Source organism: Longimicrobiales bacterium (assembly GCA_029245345.1).
In the GTDB taxonomy this organism is placed as follows: domain Bacteria; phylum Gemmatimonadota; class Gemmatimonadetes; order Longimicrobiales; family Gaopeijiaceae; genus CALFPJ01.
Map to the genome: position 1 here is coordinate 117767 of JAQWPM010000007.1, position 22595 is coordinate 140361.

At 62.4% G+C, this 22595-nt stretch carries 20 protein-coding genes; 4 read left to right on the plus strand and 16 right to left on the minus strand.

Annotation, left to right across the window (positions count from 1 at the left end; translation table 11 throughout):
- Window positions 1-5 precede the first annotated feature (5 nt).
- The 14 genes from P8L30_01830 to P8L30_01895 all read right to left on the minus strand — a co-directional run bounded on the left by P8L30_01830 (window position 6) and on the right by P8L30_01895 (window position 16287).
- Window positions 6-743, minus strand: a complete 738-nt coding sequence (locus P8L30_01830; GenBank protein ID MDG2238939.1) for an FtsQ-type POTRA domain-containing protein — start codon at window positions 741-743, stop codon at window positions 6-8.
- Complete coding sequence (gene murC, locus P8L30_01835; protein ID MDG2238940.1) at window positions 736-2148, minus strand: UDP-N-acetylmuramate--L-alanine ligase; 1413 nt, start codon at window positions 2146-2148, stop codon at window positions 736-738. The genes P8L30_01830 and murC overlap by 8 nt, the downstream gene beginning before the upstream one ends.
- Complete coding sequence (murG, locus tag P8L30_01840; protein MDG2238941.1) at window positions 2145-3287, minus strand: undecaprenyldiphospho-muramoylpentapeptide beta-N-acetylglucosaminyltransferase; 1143 nt, start codon at window positions 3285-3287, stop codon at window positions 2145-2147. The genes murC and murG overlap by 4 nt, the downstream gene beginning before the upstream one ends.
- The gene (locus P8L30_01845) at window positions 3280-4455 is read right to left on the minus strand and encodes a putative peptidoglycan glycosyltransferase FtsW (protein ID MDG2238942.1); all 1176 of its coding nucleotides are present in this window, start codon (window positions 4453-4455) and stop codon (window positions 3280-3282) included. The genes murG and P8L30_01845 overlap by 8 nt, the downstream gene beginning before the upstream one ends.
- Window positions 4452-5783 (minus strand): UDP-N-acetylmuramoyl-L-alanine--D-glutamate ligase, encoded by a 1332-nt coding sequence (murD, locus tag P8L30_01850; protein ID MDG2238943.1) that lies wholly within the window; start codon window positions 5781-5783, stop codon window positions 4452-4454. The genes P8L30_01845 and murD overlap by 4 nt, the downstream gene beginning before the upstream one ends.
- 61 nt (window positions 5784-5844) lie before the next feature.
- On the minus strand, window positions 5845-6951 hold the full coding sequence (mraY, locus tag P8L30_01855) for a phospho-N-acetylmuramoyl-pentapeptide-transferase (GenBank protein ID MDG2238944.1): 1107 nt from the start codon (window positions 6949-6951) through the stop codon (window positions 5845-5847).
- Window positions 6951-8351, minus strand: coding sequence for a UDP-N-acetylmuramoyl-tripeptide--D-alanyl-D-alanine ligase (murF, locus tag P8L30_01860; protein MDG2238945.1), 1401 nt, complete (start codon window positions 8349-8351; stop codon window positions 6951-6953). Before murF ends, mraY begins: the two co-directional genes overlap by 1 nt.
- Window positions 8348-9823 carry a UDP-N-acetylmuramoyl-L-alanyl-D-glutamate--2,6-diaminopimelate ligase gene (locus tag P8L30_01865; GenBank protein ID MDG2238946.1) on the minus strand — a complete coding sequence of 492 codons (1476 nt, stop codon included), beginning with the start codon at window positions 9821-9823 and terminating at the stop codon, window positions 8348-8350. Before P8L30_01865 ends, murF begins: the two co-directional genes overlap by 4 nt.
- Complete coding sequence (locus P8L30_01870) at window positions 9816-11807, minus strand: penicillin-binding transpeptidase domain-containing protein (GenBank protein MDG2238947.1); 1992 nt, start codon at window positions 11805-11807, stop codon at window positions 9816-9818. Before P8L30_01870 ends, P8L30_01865 begins: the two co-directional genes overlap by 8 nt.
- Complete coding sequence (locus P8L30_01875) at window positions 11804-12079, minus strand: hypothetical protein (GenBank protein ID MDG2238948.1); 276 nt, start codon at window positions 12077-12079, stop codon at window positions 11804-11806. The genes P8L30_01870 and P8L30_01875 overlap by 4 nt, the downstream gene beginning before the upstream one ends.
- Complete coding sequence (rsmH, locus tag P8L30_01880) at window positions 12079-13026, minus strand: 16S rRNA (cytosine(1402)-N(4))-methyltransferase RsmH (protein MDG2238949.1); 948 nt, start codon at window positions 13024-13026, stop codon at window positions 12079-12081. Before rsmH ends, P8L30_01875 begins: the two co-directional genes overlap by 1 nt.
- A gap of 5 nt (window positions 13027-13031) precedes the next feature.
- Entirely contained in the window at window positions 13032-13463 is a 432-nt protein-coding gene (locus P8L30_01885; protein MDG2238950.1) for a hypothetical protein, read from the minus strand.
- Window positions 13464-13807: 344 nt separating this feature from the next.
- Window positions 13808-15547, minus strand: a complete 1740-nt coding sequence (locus P8L30_01890; protein MDG2238951.1) for a tetratricopeptide repeat protein — start codon at window positions 15545-15547, stop codon at window positions 13808-13810.
- A 314-nt stretch (window positions 15548-15861) separates the two neighbouring features.
- The gene (locus P8L30_01895; protein MDG2238952.1) at window positions 15862-16287 is read right to left on the minus strand and encodes a thioesterase family protein; all 426 of its coding nucleotides are present in this window, start codon (window positions 16285-16287) and stop codon (window positions 15862-15864) included.
- A 177-nt stretch (window positions 16288-16464) separates the two neighbouring features.
- Between P8L30_01895 and P8L30_01900 the strand changes: the two genes are divergently transcribed.
- The 4 genes from P8L30_01900 (at window position 16465) to P8L30_01915 (ending at window position 19018) form a co-directional block, all read left to right on the plus strand.
- Entirely contained in the window at window positions 16465-17319 is an 855-nt protein-coding gene (locus tag P8L30_01900; protein ID MDG2238953.1) for a hypothetical protein, read from the plus strand.
- 87 nt (window positions 17320-17406) lie between these two features.
- Window positions 17407-17802, plus strand: a complete 396-nt coding sequence (locus tag P8L30_01905) for a response regulator (protein ID MDG2238954.1) — start codon at window positions 17407-17409, stop codon at window positions 17800-17802.
- 113 nt (window positions 17803-17915) lie between these two features.
- Window positions 17916-18266 carry a hypothetical protein gene (locus P8L30_01910; protein MDG2238955.1) on the plus strand — a complete coding sequence of 117 codons (351 nt, stop codon included), beginning with the start codon at window positions 17916-17918 and terminating at the stop codon, window positions 18264-18266.
- Window positions 18263-19018 carry a glycerophosphodiester phosphodiesterase family protein gene (locus tag P8L30_01915; protein MDG2238956.1) on the plus strand — a complete coding sequence of 252 codons (756 nt, stop codon included), beginning with the start codon at window positions 18263-18265 and terminating at the stop codon, window positions 19016-19018. Before P8L30_01910 ends, P8L30_01915 begins: the two co-directional genes overlap by 4 nt.
- Window positions 19019-19165: 147 nt before the next feature.
- Here P8L30_01915 and P8L30_01920 read toward each other — a convergent pair whose 3' ends face one another.
- Together P8L30_01920 and P8L30_01925 are read right to left on the minus strand one after the other, a co-directional pair.
- Window positions 19166-20761: a long-chain-fatty-acid--CoA ligase gene (locus tag P8L30_01920; GenBank protein MDG2238957.1), complete on the minus strand. Its 1596-nt coding sequence runs from the start codon at window positions 20759-20761 to the stop codon at window positions 19166-19168.
- Complete coding sequence (locus tag P8L30_01925) at window positions 20761-22533, minus strand: ATP-binding protein (protein MDG2238958.1); 1773 nt, start codon at window positions 22531-22533, stop codon at window positions 20761-20763. The genes P8L30_01920 and P8L30_01925 overlap by 1 nt, the downstream gene beginning before the upstream one ends.
- Window positions 22534-22595 lie beyond the last annotated feature (62 nt).

Here is a 22595-nt window from a genome sequence, read left to right on the forward strand (position 1 = left end):
AGTTGTCAGTTCCCAGCAGTGTTCCGGACCACAACCTGGTCCGCGAATCTCAAGTCGATCTCAATGGGCATCTCGCCCGGAGCACGAGCGATGGCGTCCGCCAGCGCGATGAGTCCCTCACGGAGCCGAGCCTGTGGAAGGCCGTACCCCAGCAGAAAGTCCACTTCGGGGTCAGCCCATCGGGCCACCAAAGACTCGCGTTCTCCGGGCCGGACCTCGGACACCATGTGAAGGAACGCGGTGTCCACGGTCATGAGTCGCCCGACTTCGGCCACGATCGTGCGAAGGTCTTCCGGGAGGAGTAGCGAGCCGTGCGCTGGCTGTTGGGTCGTCTCCACCAGTGGCAGATCGAGCCGGTAATCACTGGGGTCGATTGGGAGCCTGATCCCATCCACGTCGACCGGCTCCAGCAGCGGTGTCGCGATCAGTGCAACCGGCACGCGTTCCGTAACCTGAACCAGTAAGCCATTCGGAATTCGTCGCGCTACGACCACTCCCTTCACGAGCGGATGCTCGCGGAGCGACTCAGCCCACGCGTCGGTATCTCCCCACACCGAGGTCTCGGCAGTGATCCCCATCACTTCGATAGCGGCCTCTCGTGAGAGGTAGTGCAATCCGACCATCTCGACATCGGTTACACGAAAAGTCTCCATGGTGCGCAGAGCGACGGGGACACGGTCACCCCACGCTAGGCCGGTCCCGAGCATGCCGGTCACGGCCAGAATCTTCACTTCTCTACGCATGGACACGGGCTCCCAAAAGTTCGAGAACACGTGCACCCACACTTTCAATCGATCCAGCGCCGATCGTGACCAGGACGTCGCCCTCATCCAGATCGTCTGCCAGCGCTTCAGGGAGATCCGCGAGTGCCTCGACGTAGTGCACTTGGTTCTGACCGAAGGCCTCGACCGCCTCCACGATCGTGTGTCCCGTGATTCCTGGAATAGGCAGCTCCCGTGCCGGGAAGATGTCGGTCACCCAGGTGACATCGGCCGCGGAGAGAGCCGCACCGAAGTCGGAGGCGAAGTCCCTGGTCCGGGAGAACAAATGCGGCTGGAACGCTGCAACGAGGCGACGATCCGGGAACATCGAGCGAGCCGCTCGTAGTGTGGCCTGGATCTCCGTCGGATGATGCGCGTAGTCGTCGATCACGATCACACCGTGCGTTTCACCGAGCCGTTCGAAGCGACGACCGACGCCTCGGAATGCTTTGAGGGCCGCTAGAATCGCGTCCCATTCCACACCGCACGCCCGCGCAGCCGCAGCCGCAGCCAGAGCATTCCGCAGGTTATGGAGGCCACCCAGCACCAATGCCATTTCCCCGATGACCACGCCTTCTTCGACCACGGTGCAGTAGGTGTGGCTTTCGGTGATGCGCACATCAGTCGCGCGCAGCATCGATCCCGCAGAAGTGCCGTACGAATACCCGGCCGTACCCACGAAGGGCAGTAGAGACGATGCGCCGTGGTCATCCGCACAGGCCACGATTCGTCCACCGCCCCTCACGCCAGCCAGGAACGTCAGGAAGCCCTCACGAACCCCGCGCAGATCACCGTACACATCGAGGTGGTCGGCTTCGAGATTCGTAACAACCGCGACGTCGGGGGTCAGCGTGTGAAAGGAACGATCGTATTCGTCCGCCTCGACAACGAAGAGTTCATCCGAGCCGAGGCGGAGGTTGCCGTCCCAACCTTCGACGCGCCCACCGACGAATCCGGTCGGATTCAGGCCACCGGCTGCGATCACCTCGGTGGCCATGGCCGTGGTCGTAGTTTTGCCATGAGTTCCGGCGATCGCGACCACGTGACCACCGTTCACAACCGCACCCAGTGCTTGCGCTCGCTTGAGCACGGGAATGCCACGCTCGTGCGCGCGCAGGAGTTCAGGATGGTCCACCGGAACAGCCGCCGTCACGATCAGAGCGACCGCTTCGCCGAGGTGCTCGGCATCGTGGCCGATCGACAACACGACACCGTGCCTCTCGAGGTCGCGAACCGTCTGAGTGTCCTTGGAGTCGCAGCCGGACACCTGTCCACCATGCCGAACAATCAGCTCGGCCAACGCACACATGCCCGAGCCACCGACACCCATGAAATGAACTGGGCCCTGGCTCGAGAGCGAACGCAGATCCAACTCGATGCCGGTCATGAAGCCCTCCCGCCTGAGCCGATGAACGTGCCGACCTGGGCGGCGATCTGACCTGACGCCTCGGGGCGGGCACGGGACCCTGCCGCTGCTCGCATCCCCTCTAAGGCCACAGCGTCCGTGGCGAGCTTGCGAACTTCGGCCCAAAGGGCCTCCGGCGTGATTGAATGCTCAGGCATCACAATCGCCGCACCGGCCTCGGCCAGTGCTTCAGCGTTGTGGGCCTGGTGGTTCGCAGCGGCCGACGGGAGCGGGATGAGCAGCGCCGGCAGTCCTTGATTCAGGAACTCGGCGGTCGTCATCGCCCCGGAGCGGCTCACCGCGAGATCTGCTGCAGCGAGCGCCGACGGCATGTCTTCGATGTACGGGACTGCGGTCACCCAACTCGTGTCATCCTCCGACATCATCTCTGAAATACCCTCGAAGTGTTTCGTGCCCGTCGACCAGAGCAGTCTGATTCCAGCCTGTGCCTCGAGAGGTCCGACACTTCGCAGCGCGATCATATCGGCGACGATCCGGTTGAGCGCGAGTGAGCCTTGGCTTCCACCGGTGACAAGAACAACGAAGGCACCGGCCGGCAGATCAAAGACATCACGCGCGTCGGTCCGGGCGCGTGGGGAGACCGGTCGAACCGGATTTCCACTCACCAGCACACGGTTTCGTACAGAGCGCGGAAGAAGCTCGCGGGCTTCGGGGAACGCGATGTGGATGGTGTCCGCCCAGCGGCTCAGCGCACGAGTGGAGATCCCGGGTACCGAGTTCTGTTCCTGAAGCACCAATGGGATTCCCATCAACCCAGCCACGAGGCCGGCCGGTGCACCTGCATATCCGCCTGTCACCACGACAACCTCCGGGCGAAGGCGGTGGAAGAGTTCGACCACGGACTGCAGCGATCGGAGGAGACGCGGGACGGCCCGCCAGCTGGACCAGGGGCGCGTACGGTCGATCCCCTGCACAGGGAGCAGCACGTGCTGCTCGCCACGGTCAGGAAGGATCCGGGATTCGATACCCCTCGTAGCACCGACGAAGAACGCATCGACTTCCGGGTATTGCTCACGAACCGCGTCAGCGATTGCCAAGGCGGGGTAGAGATGCCCGCCAGTCCCGCCGCCGGAGAAGACGACCACACGGCGCTCATGCACGGGCCGCCCTTCCACTTGGTGCAGCCCGAGCGACCGACATCAGGATTCCGAGCGAGACCAATGTGACCACAAGATTGGAACGCCCATACGAGAGAAGGGGCAGAGCCAAGCCCGTAGTCGGGACCAACCCGAGGCCAACCGCCATGTGCAAGACGGCTTGGAGCGCGATCAAGGTCGTGAACCCAACGGCCAGCAGTTCGCCGAACATGTCAGGAGCACGGCTCGCGATGCGGAAACCGACCAGGACGATCGCCATATAGATCGAGAGCAGGAGGACCACACCTAGGAGCCCCCACTCCTCCCCGACCATGGCAAAGATGAAGTCGTTATGGGCCTCCGGGAGAAAGCCGAACTTCTGGCGCCCCTCTCCGAAGCCCACGCCGGTGAGGCCACCGGACCCGAGCGCCACGAGCGACTGGCGCAGCTGGAAGCCCGCGCCTGCAGGATCCAAGGCGGGGTTCAGGTACGCATCGATACGGTCCTGTCGGAAGCCAACTGCGAGTTGATTCAGGAAGACCGGTACGACCAAGAGACCGAGAAAGACGAAGTGGGCGATCCGGGCGCCGGCAGCGAAGACCACCATCACACCGAGAATGCCAATCAGGACCGCAGTCGAAAGATCCGGCTCGAGCGCGATCGGGATGAGCACCAGGCTCCACACGACGAAGAACGGGCCGAGGCCATTCCTCAACGAATCGAAGTGAGGCGCCTTCTTCACTGCCATAGCAGCGGTCCACACGATGACCGAGATCTTCGCGAAGTCGGACGGCTGAATCGTGATCCCAATCTGGAGCCAACGGCGAGCCCCGTTGATCTCAGGAGCAATGGCCTCAGTTCCAGGCAGGATGATTAGAACGAGCGTCACGACGCTGACCCAGAGTAACGGCCAGGACCAACGCTCCCACCTTTTGTATGGCGTGAGCGCACAGCCGATCATCGCAGCCAGACCCCCAACCGCGCCGGCGGCCTGGCGAAGCACGTAGTAGGTGTCGGGACTTCCCTGCCGCATGGCCAGCACAGACGATGCACTGTAGAGCGTCACGAGGCCGAGTGAGAGAAGCAGAAGCGTGAGCCCCAGAATCGCCCGACCTTCCCAGCCACTGCCCAGACCGGAGTCGGGCAGGCGCACCGGACGAGCCGGGGCGATGTCCATGGGGCGGGCGGTCATACGTTCTCCCGCGCAAATTCTGAGAAACGTCGACCACGGTCTTCGTAGCTCTCGAACATGTCGAAACTGGAGCAGGCTGGGGACAGCAGAATGACGTCACCAGGCTGCGCCGCTCCGCGTGCAGCCTCGAGCACACCCCTGAAGTCGCCCTCCACGAGGTCGGAACCCTCCACCTCAAAAGCGATACGCGGCCCTGCGGCCCCATAGCTGATCACCGCTCGCATGTCAGCGCCCTCAGGCACGAGTCCGGTGAAGTCCTCACCTTTGTCTGTTCCGCCGGCCAAAAGAACGATGGGACGGTCCAAGCTAAGAAGCGCGCTACGGGCAGCCGCGACGTTCGTCGCCTTGGAATCATTGACCCACAACACGCCACCCTGCTCCGCTACAGGCTCGAGCCGGTGCGGCAGCGAGCGAGCGGATTCCAGCCCAGACCTAATCCCACTCACAGAAGCGCCCGCCAAGGACGCCGTGAGCGACGCGGCCAGCGCATTGTTCAGATTGTGAGTGCCGAGCAACGGGAGGTCTGTGGCCCCAATCAACGCGTCGTCGCTTCCACCCAAACGGAGCATCAAGCGACCCTCAGACACGTAAGCGTGTGTGTCCGTGAGGTCATCGCCTCCGAAGTAGAATCGGTGACCCTCGGCGTCTCCGACGAGGTCCGCAACATCCCCATCACCACACGGAAGCACCCACTTGCTGTCAGGAGCCGCCTGATCGAGAAGCCTCGCCTTGTCGGCGTAGTAAGCCTCCAAGCTCTCGTACCGATCCAAGTGATCTGGCGAGAGGTTCGTGATCACGCCGATATCCGGTCGGAACGTGTCCACATCCGCGAGTTGGAAAGAACTCATTTCGAGCACGTACCATTCCGGGGATACCGGAAGGAGGGCAAGTTCCGACGCCGCAGGGGCGAGTCCGCCGCCCACGTTACCGCCCACAGCCGCACGGATTCCCGCCGCTTCGAGCAAGTGGCCCACGAGTAGGGTCGTCGTTGTTTTTCCATTGGTCCCAGTAACCGCGATCAGTGAACCCGAGAAGAACCGAACGGCGAACTCGGGCTCGGAGATCCAGCGCGTGCCACGGTCTCTGAGCGCTGTAAGCACCGGAGCATGCGGCGGGATTCCTGGACTGACCACGACGAGGTCGGCTCGCGCCATGCGTTCGACGTCGTGCTTTCCCAATTCGACGCGGGCTCCCTCTGCTCTGAGGTCGGCTCCACGAGCTGCAACCGCGGGTTTAGTACGCAAATCCGAGACATAGACGTCTCCTTCCTTTTTGAGGGCCAACCGAGCCGCGGCGACGCCACTGGCTCCGAGGCCGATGATTTCCACTTTCGCTCCGCTCAAACCGCTCACTACCGGTCTCCACATCGCATATGCGCGGCATATTCGCTCACCGTATCTTTAGGGTGCTCAAAGCGAGCATCGCGAAGAGGATTCCGAGGATCCAAAACCGGACCACCACCTTCGTCTCGGGCCAACCGAGCTTCTCGAAGTGGTGGTGGATTGGGGCCATCCTGAAGACGCGCTGCCCTTCACCCGTCCGGGCGCGCGTGTACCTGAACCAACCGGTCTGGATGATGACCGACACCGTTTCGAGGACGAACACGCCGCCCACGAACACGAGGAGGAACTCAGCCTTAAGAAGGATGGCCATGACTCCGATCGCGCCGCCCAGGGCGAGCGACCCGGTGTCACCCATGAAGACTTCCGCCGGGTGGGCGTTATACCACAGGAACCCGATCGCCGCTCCAGCCAACGCGACCGCGAAGATCGTCAGCTCTCCTGCGCCGGGCAGATGGAAGAACCCGAGGTAACTCGAGGTATCCACGCGGCCGGCGATGTAGGCGAAGATGCCGAAGGTCACGGCAGAAATCGCTGTGAGTCCTGCGGCTAGGCCATCTAGGCCGTCGGTCAAGTTCACTGCGTTGGACGAGCCCGACACGATAAATCCAGCGAACAGTACGAAAGCCAGCGGTGTGAACATGGCCTGCAGGTCCGCGAAGAACGGAACCGCTGTTGCTGTGGACGGGTGCGGAGAAATCGGATTGAAGACGAGGAACGCCCCCAATGCGAGTCCGAAGGTCCACTGGCCGACCATCTTGTACTTGGCGATTAGGCCCCGTGTCTGGCCCTGCACAACCTTGAGGTAGTCGTCCAAGAATCCGATCGCGCCCATCCACAACAGAGAGATCAGCGCGATCACCGTGTACGGATTCGTGAGTTCCGCCCAAAGGAGCGTCGACACAACCGCGGCGAAGATGATGATGAGTCCGCCCATTGTAGGCGTACCGGCCTTCAGCAGATGTGTCTCTGGGCCCACCTCCCGTACCACTTGGCCCACGCCTGCCCTTTCCAGGCGTCGAATGACCCAAGGGCCGAACACAAAGGCCATAAGGAGCGATGTGACCACAGCTCCAGCGGCCCGGAACGTGATGTATCCGAAGATGTTGAAGACTGTGTGGATATCGGTCAGGCCAGGCAGGAAGTGATAGAACATCAGGCCTCCACCACGCCGACTAGGTCCGTGGTGCCGAAATCGTCCTCAAAGAGCGGTAGGATCCCTTCCATCGCCACGCCGCGGGACGCCTTGAGTAGCACGACTTCTCCACCGCCCAGGCGTGAACGCAGCTCCGGATAGGCGGCGCGCCAGTCGTCTGCACACAGCACCCGGTCTGCGCTGACGCCCACGGCGTCGACGGCTTCCGAGAACAACCCCGTGGCAACGATCAGGTCCACACCCGTCGCCAGCGCGTCTCGCAGGACTTCCTCGTGCAGCGCTGCCGCATGATCCCCGAGCTCGAGCATGGTGCCCAAAACGGCGACCCGGCTCGTGGCCGGCGCATGGCTCTCGAGTAGTTCGAGTGCCGCGCGGACACTCTGTGGATTCGCGTTGTAGCAGTCGATGATCAGGGTGATATCACCCACGCTACGAACCTCACCCCGCATGGCTCCCGGCGCGGCGGTAGCTAGGCCCTGGGCCGCATCACTAGGCGAGACACCAAGCAGGTCAGCGATCGCGAGGGCAATCATCGCATTCGCAACCGAGTGGCGGCCCGGCAATGAGAGCGTCACGGCCTGTCCACGCCAGCGGAAGCGATATCCACCGGACACATCGGCTTCGACGCTTTCCGGGCGCAGTCCGTCATCGGCTCGTTCGCTCCAGCCCGCGACACGTGCGTCGGAGCAGATCGTCCTGGCACGGTCCGCGAGGATCGTTGGCTCGTCTCCAACCACGCAACTCCCACCGGCGGCGACCGCGCGCAGGAGATCTAGCTTCTCCTGAAGCACACCATCCATCGAACCGAGCTTCTCGAGGTGGCTCTCGCCCACGGTCGTGACGACGGCCAAATCGGGCCTAGCGATCGCCGCGAGCGTCCGAATTTCTCCGGGTTCGTTCGTGCCCAGTTCGAGCACGACCACGTCGGCCTCGTCCGGAGTAGCCAACAACGTGAGCGGCATGCCGATCCGGTTGTTGAAGTTGCCTTCGGTCGCGTGGACACGACGGGCGCTTCCCAACGCGGCTCGCGTAAGGTCCTTGGTCGTCGTCTTCCCAGACGACCCAGTGATCGCCACCACAGGCACTTCAAGCGCGTCACGGCGACGAGAGGCGAGTGCACCAAGCGCGACGAGCGTGTCGTCCACCGGATACAGTGTTTGGTTCGGCTCCGTCACGACCTGCCGAGACACAACGGCACCCCGTGCACCCTTGGCGAACGCGTCGGCGACGAAGTCGTGCCCGTCGAAGTGTTCTCCGACGAGCGCGACATACAGGTCGCCCTGTTGAACCGCACGCGAATCCGTGGACACGCCCGAAAATGTGCTGCTCACATCGGCCAGGTCCGCTCGCATCCCGAGCGCCTCACGCACTGAGCCGTCACTCCACGTAAACGAGCTCATGCGACCCCGAGCTCCGAAAGGCACTCATGAACGATCAATCGCTCGTCGAACGGACGCTTCTCCGTCCCCAGCACCTGATACGTCTCATGCCCCTTCCCCGCGAGGACGACGGTGTCACCGTTTTCAGCCGCATCAAGCGCATGACGAATCGCTTCTCTCCGATCCACGATACGTGAGTAGTCGTGGTTCTCGAGTCCCTCTGCGAGGTCATCCAGAATTCGCTCTGGGTCCTCAGTACGCGGGTTGTCTGAGGTGAGGACGATGACGTCCGCGAAGCGAGCAACGGCTTCGGCCATGGGGCGCCGCTTACCGGCGTCACGGTCTCCGCCAGCGCCGAACACGACGATGAGTCGGCCGGAGGCCAGCGGACGGACCGCGGCGAGCACCCCGTCCAATGCATCTGCAGTGTGCGCAAAATCGATCAGCACGGAGAACGGGCTCGTGACGACGGCTTCGAGTCGGCCAGAAACCTGCGGCACCGTCGAGAGGCCGGCTGCGAGTTGGTCGATATCGAGGCCATACTCGGCACCGACCGCGGCGGCCGCCAGCGCGTTCTCAACGTTGTACCGACCCAGGAGCGGGAGCGCGACCTCACGCGTTGCTCCATTCACAACCAGATCGAAAGAGGAGCCATCGGCACTCAAGCGCACCTTCTCGGCGCGGACATCCGCGTGGGCATCCACAGCGTAGGTCGTCACCGACCGGCCACGCGTGTCGAGTGCTGCCCATGCAGGGTCGTCACCGTTCACAACGAGCGTTCCGTTGGGAGCGACGAGTTCAACGAGGCGAGCCTTCGCCCCGAAGTAGCCGGCAATGTTCTTGTGGTAGTCGAGGTGGTCCTGCGTCAGGTTGGTGAAGACGCCCACATCGAAGTGCGTGCCGTCGAGCCGATGCTGCTCCAACGCGTGGGACGAGGCTTCTATCACGACCGCCTCCATGCCACCATCAGCCAGCTGCCACAGCCATACCGCCACTTGGACGGGTCCGGGTGTGGTCAATGCCTCAGTACCGGGACGAACGCCCGAGTCGTCCACCAACCCCAGAGTTCCGATCGCCGCCGCCTGCCCGCGCTGCTGGAGAAGGTGACGAACCAGCATTGCGGTGGTGCTCTTCCCGTTCGTACCGGTCACACCCACCATGAACATGTCGTTGGACGGCGAGCCCATGATCGCGCTGGCCCCGATTGCGGCCGCACGGCGGCCGTCTTCGACGAGCAGCTGCGGCATGTCGACGTTCACAAAGCGCTCGACCACGGCAGCCACGGCACCCCTGTCAGCCGCCTGACCGACGAAATTGTGCGCGTCCATGCCGACGCCCTTCCACGCGAAGAAAACGTCCCCCGGCTCTGCCTCACGGCTGTCCTGGCAAACCCCCATAACGGCGACGTCCCCCGGGCCGCGTGCCTCCCGTAGGAGACCGGCCGCCCGGAGGACATCGCCTACCGAATCAACTGAACCACGGGACTCAATCATCAGACCGTCGCTTGACCTGCAGCCGGATCGTGTCACCCGGGATCACCCGGGTGCCCGCGAGCGGCTGGGTGCTCAGGATCTCTCCCGATCCGGAGCGTGACACTCTCAGGCCCAGCGCGTGGAGGCGCCGGACAGCGATTCTCGAGGGGAGCCCGGCAACGTCCGGAAGCGGCACTCCGTTCCCCAACGCGGGGACACCATCAAAGCCGGACATCGACAGCGGCGTTGCGTCTACCGGAGGCAACGGCGGATCGATGGGTTGTGAAGCGAACTGGGCCACCGTACGGATCGGAGCGACAACCGGGCCCTGCACCGAACTAAGAAGCGCGCCGCGGTCGAGGGGCGTTGCCCTTGATGCGAGTGCGGCCTCCATGGTGGCACGTGTCACCGGAGCAGCGATCGCACCGCCGTAGTAGGCACCCTGTGGGCGTTCCAACTTCACAAAAATGACCAACTGCGGGTCTTCGACCGGGAAGAAACCGACGAACGACGACCAGTACGCGCCCTCTTCATACCCAACGCCTGGCTCGTACAGGCGCGTTGTGCCGCTCTTTCCCGCCACACGGAAAGTCCCGATCTGTGCGAGAGTCCCGCTGCCGTCCTCGACAACGTCTTCGAGCACCCGCGCGACGGACGATGCGGTTCGGGGCGATACGACCTGGCGAATCACTTGAGGACGGTACGTCTCCGTGACGCTGCCTGAGGCGTTCCGGACCTCTTTGACGAGGCGCGGCTGCATCAGCTTGCCACCATTGGCCAACGCACCGTACGCCATCGCCATCTGGAGTGGCGTTACGCCGATTTCATACCCGATGGCCAGCGATACCTGAGACTGGCTAGACCAACCATCCGGGCGCCGTAGCGTGCCGGCGACCTCACCCAACCCGAGGCCAGTCAGTCCACCAAAGCCGAAGTCTCGGAGGTTTTCGTATTGCTGGCCGGGCTCCATAGGCATGACAGCTTTGGCGATCCCGATGTTGGACGAAACGCGCAGCGCATCCGAGATCGTCATGAGTCCACGGGGACTCACGTCGTTCAATTGACGACCGTTGATCCGCCAGTGACCGTTCTCTCCGTCGATCGTATCGCGGAGCGAGATCAAGCCGTTGTCCAACAGGCCCGCAACGGTAAACGGCTTGAGCGTCGATCCCGGCTCGTATGGAGTGTTGATCGCGGACAGGCGTGCGGTCTGACCGTCACGAATCGACACCAGGGCGAGGATCTCGCCAGTGTGAGGGTCCGTAACAACCACGTCGCCGCCTCGGGCCTCGGAACTCTCGATCGCGTATTCTAAGGCCTGACGAGCGATCTCCTGCAGATCCATATCGATGGTCAGCACGACTTCGCCGCCCGACCGGGGCGGCTCGACCGTCAGGCGCTCACCGGGGATCTGGCGTCCTACGTTGTCGTGGGCAAAGACCTCACGACCGGCAGTTCCACGGAGCAATTCCTCGAATGCGTTTTCGATGCCACTGCGACCCTCATGATCCAGGACAACACCGACCACACCTCGAGCCAAGTCACCGTGCGGGTGGTAGCGCTGCATTTCACGGGTCACGTGCACACCCCTAACACCCGCCATCTCTTCACGGACCGTGGGCGGAAACGTGCCAGGTATTGGGCGCCAATCCCGGCTTCCATCCAGGAGTTGAGCAACTCTTGACGCGGACAGGCCGAGAACATCGACCAACTTCATGCGTACGAGGTCGAGATCTGTGATCTGCTCCATCGCAATCGCGATGCTGAAGCGCTCACGCGAGACCGCCAGCGGCGTCCCGTCACGATCCAGCACGCTCCCGCGCGCGGCGACGACCCGCTGGTCGCTCTGATGTTGTGCTTCAGCAAGGGCACTCCACTCACCCGACTGTACCGCCTGGACCTGGATGGCTCGGGCGCAGATCACGCCGGCGGCCAGGAGCCAGAATCCGAGCAGCGCCTTCCGGCGCCACGCATGCGGACGATGCATATCGCGAGGCAGAGTCATGAGATCACCCAGCCCTGTAGGAGAACGAGCTCTTCTCGTTCCGGCATGTGCATGCCCAGGCGCGCACGCGCCTCGGGAACAACACGCTGCCGACTGACCAGCACTTGGATCTCCCGCTCGATCTCGACCCGTTCAGCGAGCGCGACCGAGGTCTGACGACGGACGTCGTCGAGCGCAGCCAGAGATTCGAGGCTGCGGCTGTGCCGCCACGTAACCATGCCGAGCGCCCCAACGAGCATCACAAAGGCGAGAGCTAATCGGCCCAGGTCCATTAGGCAGCCCTCCGCCACGCGCGCAGGCGAGCACTTCGGGCACGTGGGTTCCGCTCGATCTCAGCGTCACCGGGATAGATCGGCTTACGGGTGAGGGTCTCACCCAAAGGGACGCCCCGGCAGATGCACAGCGGAAGTTCCGGTGGGCACACGCAGGACTTGCTCCACTCACGGAACGCATGCTTCACCATGCGATCCTCGAGCGAGTGATAGGCGATCACTACCAAAACCCCACCCTCCTTCAACGCCTCCCTGAACGCGGGCAACCCGCGCTCGAGCGACTCCATTTCTGCGTTCACTGCGATTCGGACGGCCTGGAAGATCCGCGCCTTGTCCCTCTGCGTCGGCGACTTCCCGAGAGCTACAGACAGTGCCGCAACCAGATCGTCACTCGTTTGGAGAGGCACTGTGGCACGGCGCTTCACGATCTCACGGGCGAGCCTCCGAGACTTCGGCTCTTCGCCGTATTCCCAGAACACTCGGGCGAGTTCGACTTCCTCGGCCTCGGCTAAGAAACGCGTCGCATCGGGCCCCTCTGCGGAGTCCATTCGCATATCCAGTGCCAAACCGCGCCGGAAGGCGAAGCCGCGACCGTCTTCATCGAGCTGGTGGGATGACACACCGAGGTCGAGAAGGACACCGTCTAGGCCCTCTACCTTTGCTTCAATGTCCTCGGGGCCGCGATCGAACCGAGTCTGAATGAAGCGAACGCGGTCGCGATACGGGGCCAGCGTCTCACGGGCCTCAGCAAGAGCCTGGGGATCGCGATCCACCCCGAGCACCCGACAAGAATCACACGCTTCGAGAATCGCCTTGGTGTGACCTCCACCGCCGACGGTACCGTCCATGTAGAGCCGCTCGCCCCCTGGAGCGAGGACGTCGAGCACCTCACGTGTCATCACTGGCTCGTGATAGGTGACAGCCACTTCAGCGCGTTCCGCGTTCATCTCGGTCATCCGAAGAGCCGGTGTGCGAACTGCTGGAGGTCGCCTGCCTGATCCTGGACGGCCTCCGCGTAGGTCTTGGGATCCCACAACTCGATGCGATCGAGGTTGCCGCTCAGGAGGACCGTGTTCGAAAGGCTCGCCGCCTCTTGGAGGCCGCCGGGCACGAGAATGCGGCCCTGCCTGTCCGGGGCCACCTCGACGGCATTGGAAACGATGAGCCGGACCTGGTTCCATGCCTGCGGTTCACTCCGGCGGTACTCGAGCAGCTTCTCCTGTACGGCCACCCACTTGGCTTCGGGGAACAGCGTCAGATAGGGTTTCTCCCATTGGAGAAGCACGAAGCGGTCAGACCCAGCCTCACGGCGAAACGCCGAGGGAAGACTGACCCGCCCCTTCGTGTCCATCTGATGCTCGTACTGCCCGACGAAACCGTTCACCAAAACCTCTGGGTGGTATTAAGTGGGTAGAAGTGGGATGCGATGGAGCCAACATACTCCTCAGTGGACCAACAGGTCAAGGGTTCTTTTTTGCACTTATCGAGGTCCAGCACAGGAGCTAGATCAGCCGAAAGGCCATTCGTATCAGGGAGAACCGCGTTTTACCCCAAAATCCAATTTTTTCAGTTTCCGAACGAAAACCGAAGGTCGGACCGAAGGCAGGGCCGGTCCGCGTGGGGAGGAGTGGGTCGAATCCCACCTCAAAGTGAAGTCGAGGGGTACGAAAAAGCGCCCCGGGGCCGAAGCCCCGGGGCGCTTTTTCGTCCGAACGTACTCCTTAGGAGCTAGCGACCACGCTTGATGATCGCGTCCTGGATTTCGACATACGTGTTCGCGTTGTCCAGCAACTGGGCCAGGTTGACGCTCACTGATGCCGGGTAATCCCCGGACTGGTTCAGCAATGCGATCGCCGCATGGAACCTCGGCAACGTGGCCTGGGCAGAAGCCAACGTCTGCGGCTCCTGCTCTGCGAAGGCCTGCTGGTACACGCTGAAGCCGTGCCAGAAGTTAAGCTGACTGGTCATGGCCTCACTCAGCCCCGGAAGTTCCTTGGCTGCCGTCATACCTGTGATGGCGTAGGCGTACTGCTTTTGCTGGTACCCTTTCTGGTACGCGTCGGCAAAGATCATCCGCGCTGCGTTCTCGGCCTGCTGGGGGTTCCCTGCTGCCGCACCCTTCAAGACCTCAACGGCATCCAGGACACGCCCTGCTTCGATCAGCCAGCTGCCCTGACGAAGGCTTGCGTTGGCATGCGACGGGTTGATCTCAAGAACTCGATCGAGCGCCGTAATGGCGTCATCGATCTGTCCGCTCCTCTGGAGCGCATCGGCGTAGATCGACCAAAGCCCATCTTCCTCCGGGTGCGTCTGAAGGACCCGTGCACCCATCGCAACGGCAGCAGCGAGGTCTTCGAGCTTAATGTTCGCTGCGATGATGTTGCGCAGGAGCGCTACAGGTGTCTCAGCACCCTTGCCGTCGAAGACCTTTCCGTAGGCGTTGATGGCCTGGCGATAATACTCCTCAGCATCCGGGGACAAGCCACCAGAGTCCTGAGCGTCCATCGAGGAGAGCTGCTCAGCTTCGACAGCCGCCGCGAACGCGAACGATCCGTACTGCTCCCAGAGGTCAACGTTCTCGGCATCGACATCCAGTCCAACCTGGATGAGCGCCATCCCACCGACCGGGTCACCCGCCTTGGCCAACTCGTACGCAATGTTCATGCGGATCGCGGCGTTGGCCGGGTTCAGCTCAAGGTAGCGCTCGTAGTAGATACGCCCCTGATCTTTGTCGCCCTGAATGGTGGAGATGTAGCCAGCGCGCTGGAGCGCATTCTCGTGATAGCCGTTCACAGAAAGGACCCGCTCGAGTTCAACGAGCGAGTCATCCATACGGTCCATCTCGTAGAGAATCACCGCGCGCTGGTACCGAACCGCAATACCCTCCGGGTTCAGCACGAGCGCCTCGTCGCAGTTACGGAGAGCGTTCTCCCACTGCTGACTCGCCGCGTAATCGGCGCAAATCCCGACTGCCCGAATCTGCTGTACGTAGAGATCGAACTCGTTGAAGATGTGCTGAGCCGCGACAGCGTCGTCTTTCTCGCTGACACTGATGTCGCTGACCGCAAAGGCTTCGTTGGAGCCGATGTCCCAGAATTCGACGCCTGAGACGTCCCAGGACTTGTCCGGGTTCTGAGTGTATGCGGCACACAGAGCGACCTGAGCGGAGATCTGACCCGCCAGCTGGCGCGTCTTGATGCAGTCGAGGTCCTCCATCTTCATGTCGAATCGCTTGACCTCGTCCTTAATGTCCCGCTCCTCAATAGGTTCGTGCGTCGCGAGCGTGTTGAGCAGCTCACGCAGTTCCTTCGAGGCATCCTTCCCAAAGTTGTCCTTTGCGCCCTCGAGCGGCTGAAAATACGGAACCAGAACGCGAAAGCGTCCATTGTCCTGAGCCGTGAGGGCCGCTGGCAACAGTACAAGCGCGGCAGTGAGGATCTTGAAGGTCAACTTCATCCGTCCGACCATGGATTGAATCTCCTGGGGTCTCCCCCGTCATCGCGATGTTCTCGAAAGAACAAACTCGTCCGGGACAGTACCGAACGTGGTTGATCTACTCCTACCCATTGTAAAATCCAGAAGGTCCGAACTCTGCTTCGGACCTTCCTTATATAGCGTGGTATTTTATGCATAATCTGGGGCGTCGGTCAACGGCATCATCGCCCGACCCTTGGGTTGCGCCCCCTCATCATTGGGCCAGTCATGCATCAGATACGATTTTGCCGGGCCCAGCGTGCAGCAGGGCAGCTAACGCTGCGTGGCCCTCCTGGTCCGGTCGGACCCTAAATCGACTCGAACGGGCCGTCGTACGCGGTGAGGATTTCTGCCAACGCCGGTGGGACCCGCATGGATGACTCTTTTTGGTAATCATACATCACTTGTGTGGTCACTCCGGAAACGAGTCGTTCACCCCCCTCGCTCTGTACCTCGTAGGACATTTCGAAATGCTTCCTACCAATACGATTCACGCGAACTCCGACACTTACGGTTTGCGGCCAGAGCACGCGCTTGTGCCAACGGACTCGTGCCTCTGCCAACACATAGTCGATCTCGTCGAGGCTCTTCGATCCAATGACCTCACCCCAGTAGGCCCAGCGTGCCTCCTCGAAATACATCAACGCCTCGGAGTGGTGGGCGTGCCCCCCGACATCGATATCGCGGAATCGCACCGTCACAGGATGTCTGAATCGAAAGTCCGGCTCGGTCACGGTTCACGCTCGGCAAGGTCGAGAATCAAGAGTGGCGAAGGATGTGTGGACGCATGCGGGTCACACCGAAACAGCATACGTCGTAAACACCTTAGAAAAAAAGCTATTGGAGCGACACGGGGCCCTGTTGCTAACTTAAGAGTACGGATTCGAATCACCGAAAATCAGGATCGACCGATGCTCTTCCGACAGGCTACCGCTCGAGCCCCATACGTCATCAAACGACTTCTACTACTCGCCGTCGCTGTATTGGCGTCGGGTTGCGCAGCGGGCGGAGGCAGTGGATCCACATCTTCCCTCGCCCTGACAACGGTCGCCGACGCTGTTTGGCAATCGCTGGCGACCGCCCGTCCAGCTTCGCTCAATGGCGCCGTGAAGATCTCCGTGGGCCCGGTAGAGGTCTCGGGTACAGATCACTGGGGCTTGGCAGAGTCAACGGACCTTCCGCTCGCCTTCTCAGAACTGATTGTTGCGGGGCTCCTTCGCCGCCCCGACGTGAGCTTCGTAGAACGCCGGCGGTTCACCGCAGCCTCGGACGCGGCGCGGCGCGGCGTGTTGCCGAGCACCGCACCGACCGTGGGAGTGTCCGTGGCCCCCGATTACGTCCTTGGAGCGACCTGGTCATCATTTGGTATGTCGACCGCAGTTCTCGAACTCCGCCTGGTCGACCCTCAGACCGGTCGAGTCGCCCACTCTTGGAGAGAGGAAACACCCTCCGACGCCGATGCAGTCGGGTTGGCGCGCGTCGCGGTCGGAAGCCTCTTGAACGAGCTCGCTGGAATGGACCGCTTGGCCGGTTGGTCCGATCCCCTGGCCAGCGCTGCCCCCGCCGACTTCATCAGGAGTGCGGTTGGGGCCTCCGCGGTGGTAAGCTATCTCGCCGGAATCGCGGCAGAGGAGCGGTGGGACTGGGATCGGGCACGCCAGGGCTACCAGTTGGCCCTCGACAAAGACCCCTCGTTCTTCGAGGCGAGGGTTGCGTTGGCCCGGACCGCCCGGCTCCGTCTTGGGGGCACGCTGGCAGCCAGCTGACCCGAACATCGCGCAGAGGCCAGCAGCCCTGTATCATCCGCTTGTGTAACAGCCACCTCCAAATGCGGTCGATTACATAGGCCGAGGATGTTCGCTCTGAGCGTCGTGTCCCCCACAGACGACGTAACACCGACCCAAGATGTCGGCGCCCTAAGAGTCTTCGTCGTTGAGGACAACGAGACCGACCGTTGGTCCTTCTCGGAAGCGCTCCGATTTCGGGGCGCCTTGGTCGTGGCATGCGCTTCGGGCGAAGACGCTCTGGAGGCTCTCGACGATGGAATGCCGGACTTAATCCTGCTCAATTTGAAGCTTCCCGGCATCGACGGGCTAGAGCTCTGTCGAGAGATCCGTGCCCGCGAGGATGGCGCGCTGCCTTTCATCAGTGACGTTCCTGCCTCCCGAAGCACTCCCTCAGCGGCGCGCCGTACGTCTACGGCTTCAGGATTCCTCCGCACGGTCTGCACCACATTTCCTCATCTGTGAGGATCCACTTTTCATCTCATTCACCACCTTTGACAGGGACAAATCGCCCCAGGTTGGAACGCCAGCCCCGACTAGCTAGTCCCATGTTGCTTTCGGGGCCCCGCAAAGACACCATGACGCGAGATGACCCCGCCGCGTCCCTCTCCAAAACCATCATGCAGATCGCACCCATCGACCTCACCGCGCTCGTCGCGACGATCCTGGGGATCTCGATCGTCCTGGTCCCAGTCATCGGCCTCACAGCTCGTTTTGCGTTGGCCCCGACCGTCGAAGCGCTGAGTCGCTTCTTCGATCACAAAGGCCTCGGCGAAACCGTCCAGATCATGGAACGACGGATCGTGCTCCAAGAGCAACAGATCGAGTTGCTCGAAAGCTCCATTAAACGCCTGACAGACGTCTCGAATTTCCATCAACAGCTCGAAAGTGGGGACGGATCGAGCGCTGGCGAGGAGACCCCGTCATGAGCGCGTTCGCTTTCGAGGGCCCAGTCGAAATCATCGGACATCGCGGGTTCAGTGCTCGCGCGCCGGAGAACACCCTTTCTGCAATCGACGCGGCCATCGCCGCGGGTGCCGATGCGGTGGAGTTCGATATGCACACCGCCGGCGACGGGAACCCGGTGCTCTTCCACGACGCGATGCTCAGCAGAACCACTAACGGAGTCGGGCCGATTCAGCGCCGAACCCTTGAGCAGCTCAAGAAGCTTGATGCCGGCAGCTGGTTCGATGCCGAATTCGCGGGTGAGCGTGTCCCGGCCCTCAAGGAGGCGCTTGAACACATTGGGGACCGCATCCCGAGGATCTACGCTGAGATCAAGGGCTTCCGCGAGATGGAAGACTTGGACCGCATGGTCCGCTTTACAGCAGAGGCCGGTCAGAAAGAGCGGACCGTCTTCATTGCGATGAACTGGACATTGCTCGACCGGATGAGGTCACAGGACCCCGGCATCAAGATCGGGTTCGTGGTCGATGACGCCGAGACGATCGAAGACGCCTTCGCTCGCGCAACGGGGGACGAAAACGCACTCATCGACTTCCGTGGCGACCATCTGGTCAACGATCCTTCGTTGGTCGAGAGAGCCCGCGCGGCAGGGATTGAGGTCGCAGTCTGGTGCATTGACGATGTCGGACAAGCGACTCAGGCGCTCGACATGGGCGTGCGGAGAATCACGACCAACGAGGTCGAAGCCCTGGTGACCTGGAAGCGGTCGCTGTGACGGACCGGGCCACGCCCCATCCATTCTCCGCCCTGGGTCGTCTCAGGGCACTCGACGCCATGGGCCTCCGAGGGAGTCGGCCTACTCGTCACTGGAGCACGTGACGGGACCTCGCGTGCCGGCACGCGTAACGCCCGCGAACCAGGCCTAGCCGTTCCTATCGGTGGCGAGACGCTCACGCAGGGCCTTCTTGTCGAACTTTCCGGTGGCCGTTCTCGGTAAGGCCTCCAAGACGAGGACACCGTCGGGAACCCACCATCGGGGGAATACCTCCCGAAGCGGGGCCAGGAGCCCATCTAAGTCGAGCTCCAGTCCGCCCCTGGGAACGACGCACGCCCAGGGTCGCTCCTGCCATTTCTCGTCCGGGACCGCGACAACCGCGGCTTCGGCAACGTCGTCCTGATCCATCAGCGCATGTTCGAGCTGCACGCTGGAGATCCACTCCCCGCCGCTACGGATGAGGTCTTTCGTACGATCGACCAGCCGCACATAACCATCGCTATCGATGGTCGCCACGTCGCCCGTGCGCAGCCACCCGTCATGGAACGCCTCTTCGGCTTCTCGCCTGAAGTACCCAGCGGTAACCCAGGGTCCTCTTACCTCGAGTTCGCCCGGCACCTTCCCGTCATGGGCACAAACCTCACCCGCATCGTCGACGATGCGCGCTTCCAGAAACGGCAGTGGAGTACCCTGGCTCGTCCGCACACCGAGGAGTCGGTCATCCGACCAATCCTTCATGTGGGCACGTGGGTGCGTTGCCATCCCAACAGGAGAGATCTCGGTCATCCCCCAACCGGTGACGATTTCGACGCCAAGCTCCGTCCGGTACCCTTCGATGAGACTCGGGGCACTCGGCGCTCCTCCCGAATGGATCCGGAGTTCATCGCTGACAGAGTGCCCCGAGGCCCTCAGCTCTTCGAGCACGCCCATCCACACCGTCGGCACACCGGCCGCAAAGGTCACACCCTCAGAGGAGATCAGCCGGGCGATGCGTTGCGACGAGGGCCGCGGTCCGGGCAAAACGAGCTTGGCCCCGGTCATCGCCGCCGCGTGGGGGAGTCCCCATGCGTTCGCATGGAACATGGGTACTGCCGGGAGAATGGTGTCCCGTTCCGATAGCGAAAATCCGTCCGGCAGCGCGATCCCGAGTGCATGCAACGCGAGGGCACGATGCGAGTACAGAACTCCCTTGGGCTCACCCGTGGTACCGGACGTATAACACAGACCCGCGGCCGATTGTTCATCCAAAACGGGAAACGATTGGACGGGCTCGACGCCTGCCAGAAGCTCCTCGTACGAGTTCCAGCCCGCTCCTGCCTCATCCGCCATGACAACGCGGTGTTCGATTCCCAAACCGTCCAGTAGCTCCTCCCCCACGAGATCCACGAGATCTGGATCCATGAAGAGGACACGGGCCCCGCCATGAGCAAGAATTTGTTCGATCTGTGACGATGCGAGACGGACATTTACGGTATGAAGAACGGCCCCCACGGCAGGCACTCCGAAGTAGAGCTCGAGGTGTCGGTGGGTATTCCAAGCCAGCGTGGCGACTCGATCCCCTGGCCCCACGTCCAGGCGCTCGAGCACGGACACGACTCGCCTGACTCTTTCGAGAATCTCAGCCCAGGTGTGTCGAGTATCTCCGTCGTCGGACGCGGTGACCACTTCCTTCCCTCCGAACAGGCTTCCCGCTCGCTCGATGAAGTGAGTTGGCGTGAGCGGGTACTCCATCATCGAGCCCATCACTCCACTGGCTCCGGAGCACGCTCCGCGACCGGCAGAAGCACGGCGAACGTCGTGCCTTGTCCTACCGTCGAATCGACGGTGACCGACCCACCGTGGGCCTCAGCCACGCCTCGGACGATGGCCAGGCCGAGGCCGGCCGCCCCCGGGGTCGTAGAATCCGCCTGCCAGTAGCGATCGAATAAGTGCTCGAGGGTCTGAGGGGGGATCCCCGCACCATCATCCGCGACGCTCAAAGCCACGTGGTGGGCGTCCGCGTTGTACGCGGATAACAACACGTTTCCACCCTTGGGAGTGAAGCGCAGGGCGTTGTCGATCAAGTTCGCGAGCGCCTGTAGCACGCGGTCGCGATCGAGCCGGACAGGTGCTGTCTCCGACGGGTCAATGGACAGCGTAATGCCGGCGGCATCGGCCTGGTCAGCAAAGAGACCCCGGGCCTCCTCCAGAATCGGACCCGGCATCTCAGCCGATGGGCGCACGACAAAGGCGCCTGCTTCGATACGCGAGACGTCGAGAAGGTCGTCGATGAGCCTGCCCATCCGCCCCGCGGATCTCGCGATGATCTCCGCTTGCTTGAGGCGTTCACCGGCATCGAGAGGGAGATCGATCAAGAGCTCGGCGCACGCGGCCACCACTCCGAGTGGATTTCTGAGATCGTGGGATACGATCGACACGACCTCTTCCCTTTGGCTGACCGCTCTGTGCAGCGCCTCTTCCTTCTCCCGGATCTCGGTCATGTCCGTGAACGTGAGCACGGCACCCCGCAACTGGAGTCCGTCCATGAGCGGGTGGAGCGCCCAACGTGCAGGGAGGGCCTCCCGGGCACGCGCCCACAACACATCATCGTCTGCTGAATCGGCGCGGGCACCGTCTCGGAGGGCGGCCAGGATCGGCGACTCGTCCCTACTTCGCGGCTCTCCTGAAGGGAATGAGTGATGCACGGTATCGTGAACATCACGTCCTTGGATGTCGCGCTCGGTATACCCGAGCAACTCACATCCAACTCGGTTCAAGGAGGAGCATTTTCCGTCGAGGCCGATACCCAACACCCCGTCTCCAGTGGCTTCGAGCAAAGCGTCGATCTCGCGTCGAGCCAGTACGGCATCATTGCGGCGACGCTCCGCCTCCGAGATGAAGCCCCGAAGTCGATGACCCACTCGTACAATGGCGAGCGTGGATCCGAACGCGAGAACGGACAGTACGATCGAGATCCAAATCTGAAGGAGTCGCACATCTTCCAGGCGACGCCGACCCGTATTCACCTCACTTTGGATCGCTCGCTCCAGTTCCCGGGTCGCCCGTTGCAGCGACTCGTACGCCGTGAGGCTGCGTAGCTGGATTTCCGAGTCTGTACCTACAGGGACCTTCACCTGATCGAACGCTGCTTGATTGTCGAAGTGCCACCGCGTCGACTCACCCGACAGCTGAGCCAACCGCTCACGGACATCGAAATCCATCACGCGGACACGCTCACTCAGCGTGGTATAGAGACTATCCTCGTCCGGAATCGCGGCACCGTACGCCAGTCGATAGCTGCCCTCGCCAGTGAGTAAAAAAGACTGAAACCTTGCCATCTGACGTGCTTGTAGCAGGGACAACCGGGCAGCTGACTCGATGGACGGAAGGAGTGTCTGGGTGATCTCATCTTGCACCACAGCGGCCTTCTGGCCGAGGTAGATGGGCACCACCGCCATCGCCATGAGAGCAACTGCCACCAGAGCGAGGGCGAGCGGAGCTCGAGTCTTCCGCCCGACCGGAACAGCCGGGCTCATAACCCCGATCGGCGGGGTCATCTGGGCGAAGTAAGAGAGATGGTCACAATACTGGTGCTACC

Coding starts and splice junctions, on each gene's coding strand:
- P8L30_01910 (MDG2238955.1), top strand. CDS start 17,916: ATGACGCGAGATGACCCCGCCGCGTCCCTCTCCAAAACCATCATGCAG.
- P8L30_01845 (MDG2238942.1), bottom strand. CDS start 4,455: ATGACCGCCCGCCCCATGGACATCGCCCCGGCTCGTCCGGTGCGCCTG.
- P8L30_01920 (MDG2238957.1), bottom strand. CDS start 20,761: ATGGGCTCGATGATGGAGTACCCGCTCACGCCAACTCACTTCATCGAG.
- P8L30_01865 (MDG2238946.1), bottom strand. CDS start 9,823: ATGATTGAGTCCCGTGGTTCAGTTGATTCGGTAGGCGATGTCCTCCGG.
- P8L30_01830 (MDG2238939.1), bottom strand. CDS start 743: ATGCGTAGAGAAGTGAAGATTCTGGCCGTGACCGGCATGCTCGGGACC.
- murF (MDG2238945.1), bottom strand. CDS start 8,351: ATGAGCTCGTTTACGTGGAGTGACGGCTCAGTGCGTGAGGCGCTCGGG.
- P8L30_01870 (MDG2238947.1), bottom strand. CDS start 11,807: ATGACTCTGCCTCGCGATATGCATCGTCCGCATGCGTGGCGCCGGAAG.
- P8L30_01890 (MDG2238951.1), bottom strand. CDS start 15,547: ATGGTCGGACGGATGAAGTTGACCTTCAAGATCCTCACTGCCGCGCTT.
- P8L30_01875 (MDG2238948.1), bottom strand. CDS start 12,079: ATGGACCTGGGCCGATTAGCTCTCGCCTTTGTGATGCTCGTTGGGGCG.
- P8L30_01905 (MDG2238954.1), top strand. CDS start 17,407: ATGTTCGCTCTGAGCGTCGTGTCCCCCACAGACGACGTAACACCGACC.
- P8L30_01925 (MDG2238958.1), bottom strand. CDS start 22,533: ATGAGCCCGGCTGTTCCGGTCGGGCGGAAGACTCGAGCTCCGCTCGCC.
- mraY (MDG2238944.1), bottom strand. CDS start 6,951: ATGTTCTATCACTTCCTGCCTGGCCTGACCGATATCCACACAGTCTTC.
- rsmH (MDG2238949.1), bottom strand. CDS start 13,026: ATGAACGCGGAACGCGCTGAAGTGGCTGTCACCTATCACGAGCCAGTG.
- murC (MDG2238940.1), bottom strand. CDS start 2,148: ATGACCGGCATCGAGTTGGATCTGCGTTCGCTCTCGAGCCAGGGCCCA.
- P8L30_01915 (MDG2238956.1), top strand. CDS start 18,263: ATGAGCGCGTTCGCTTTCGAGGGCCCAGTCGAAATCATCGGACATCGC.
- P8L30_01900 (MDG2238953.1), top strand. CDS start 16,465: ATGCTCTTCCGACAGGCTACCGCTCGAGCCCCATACGTCATCAAACGA.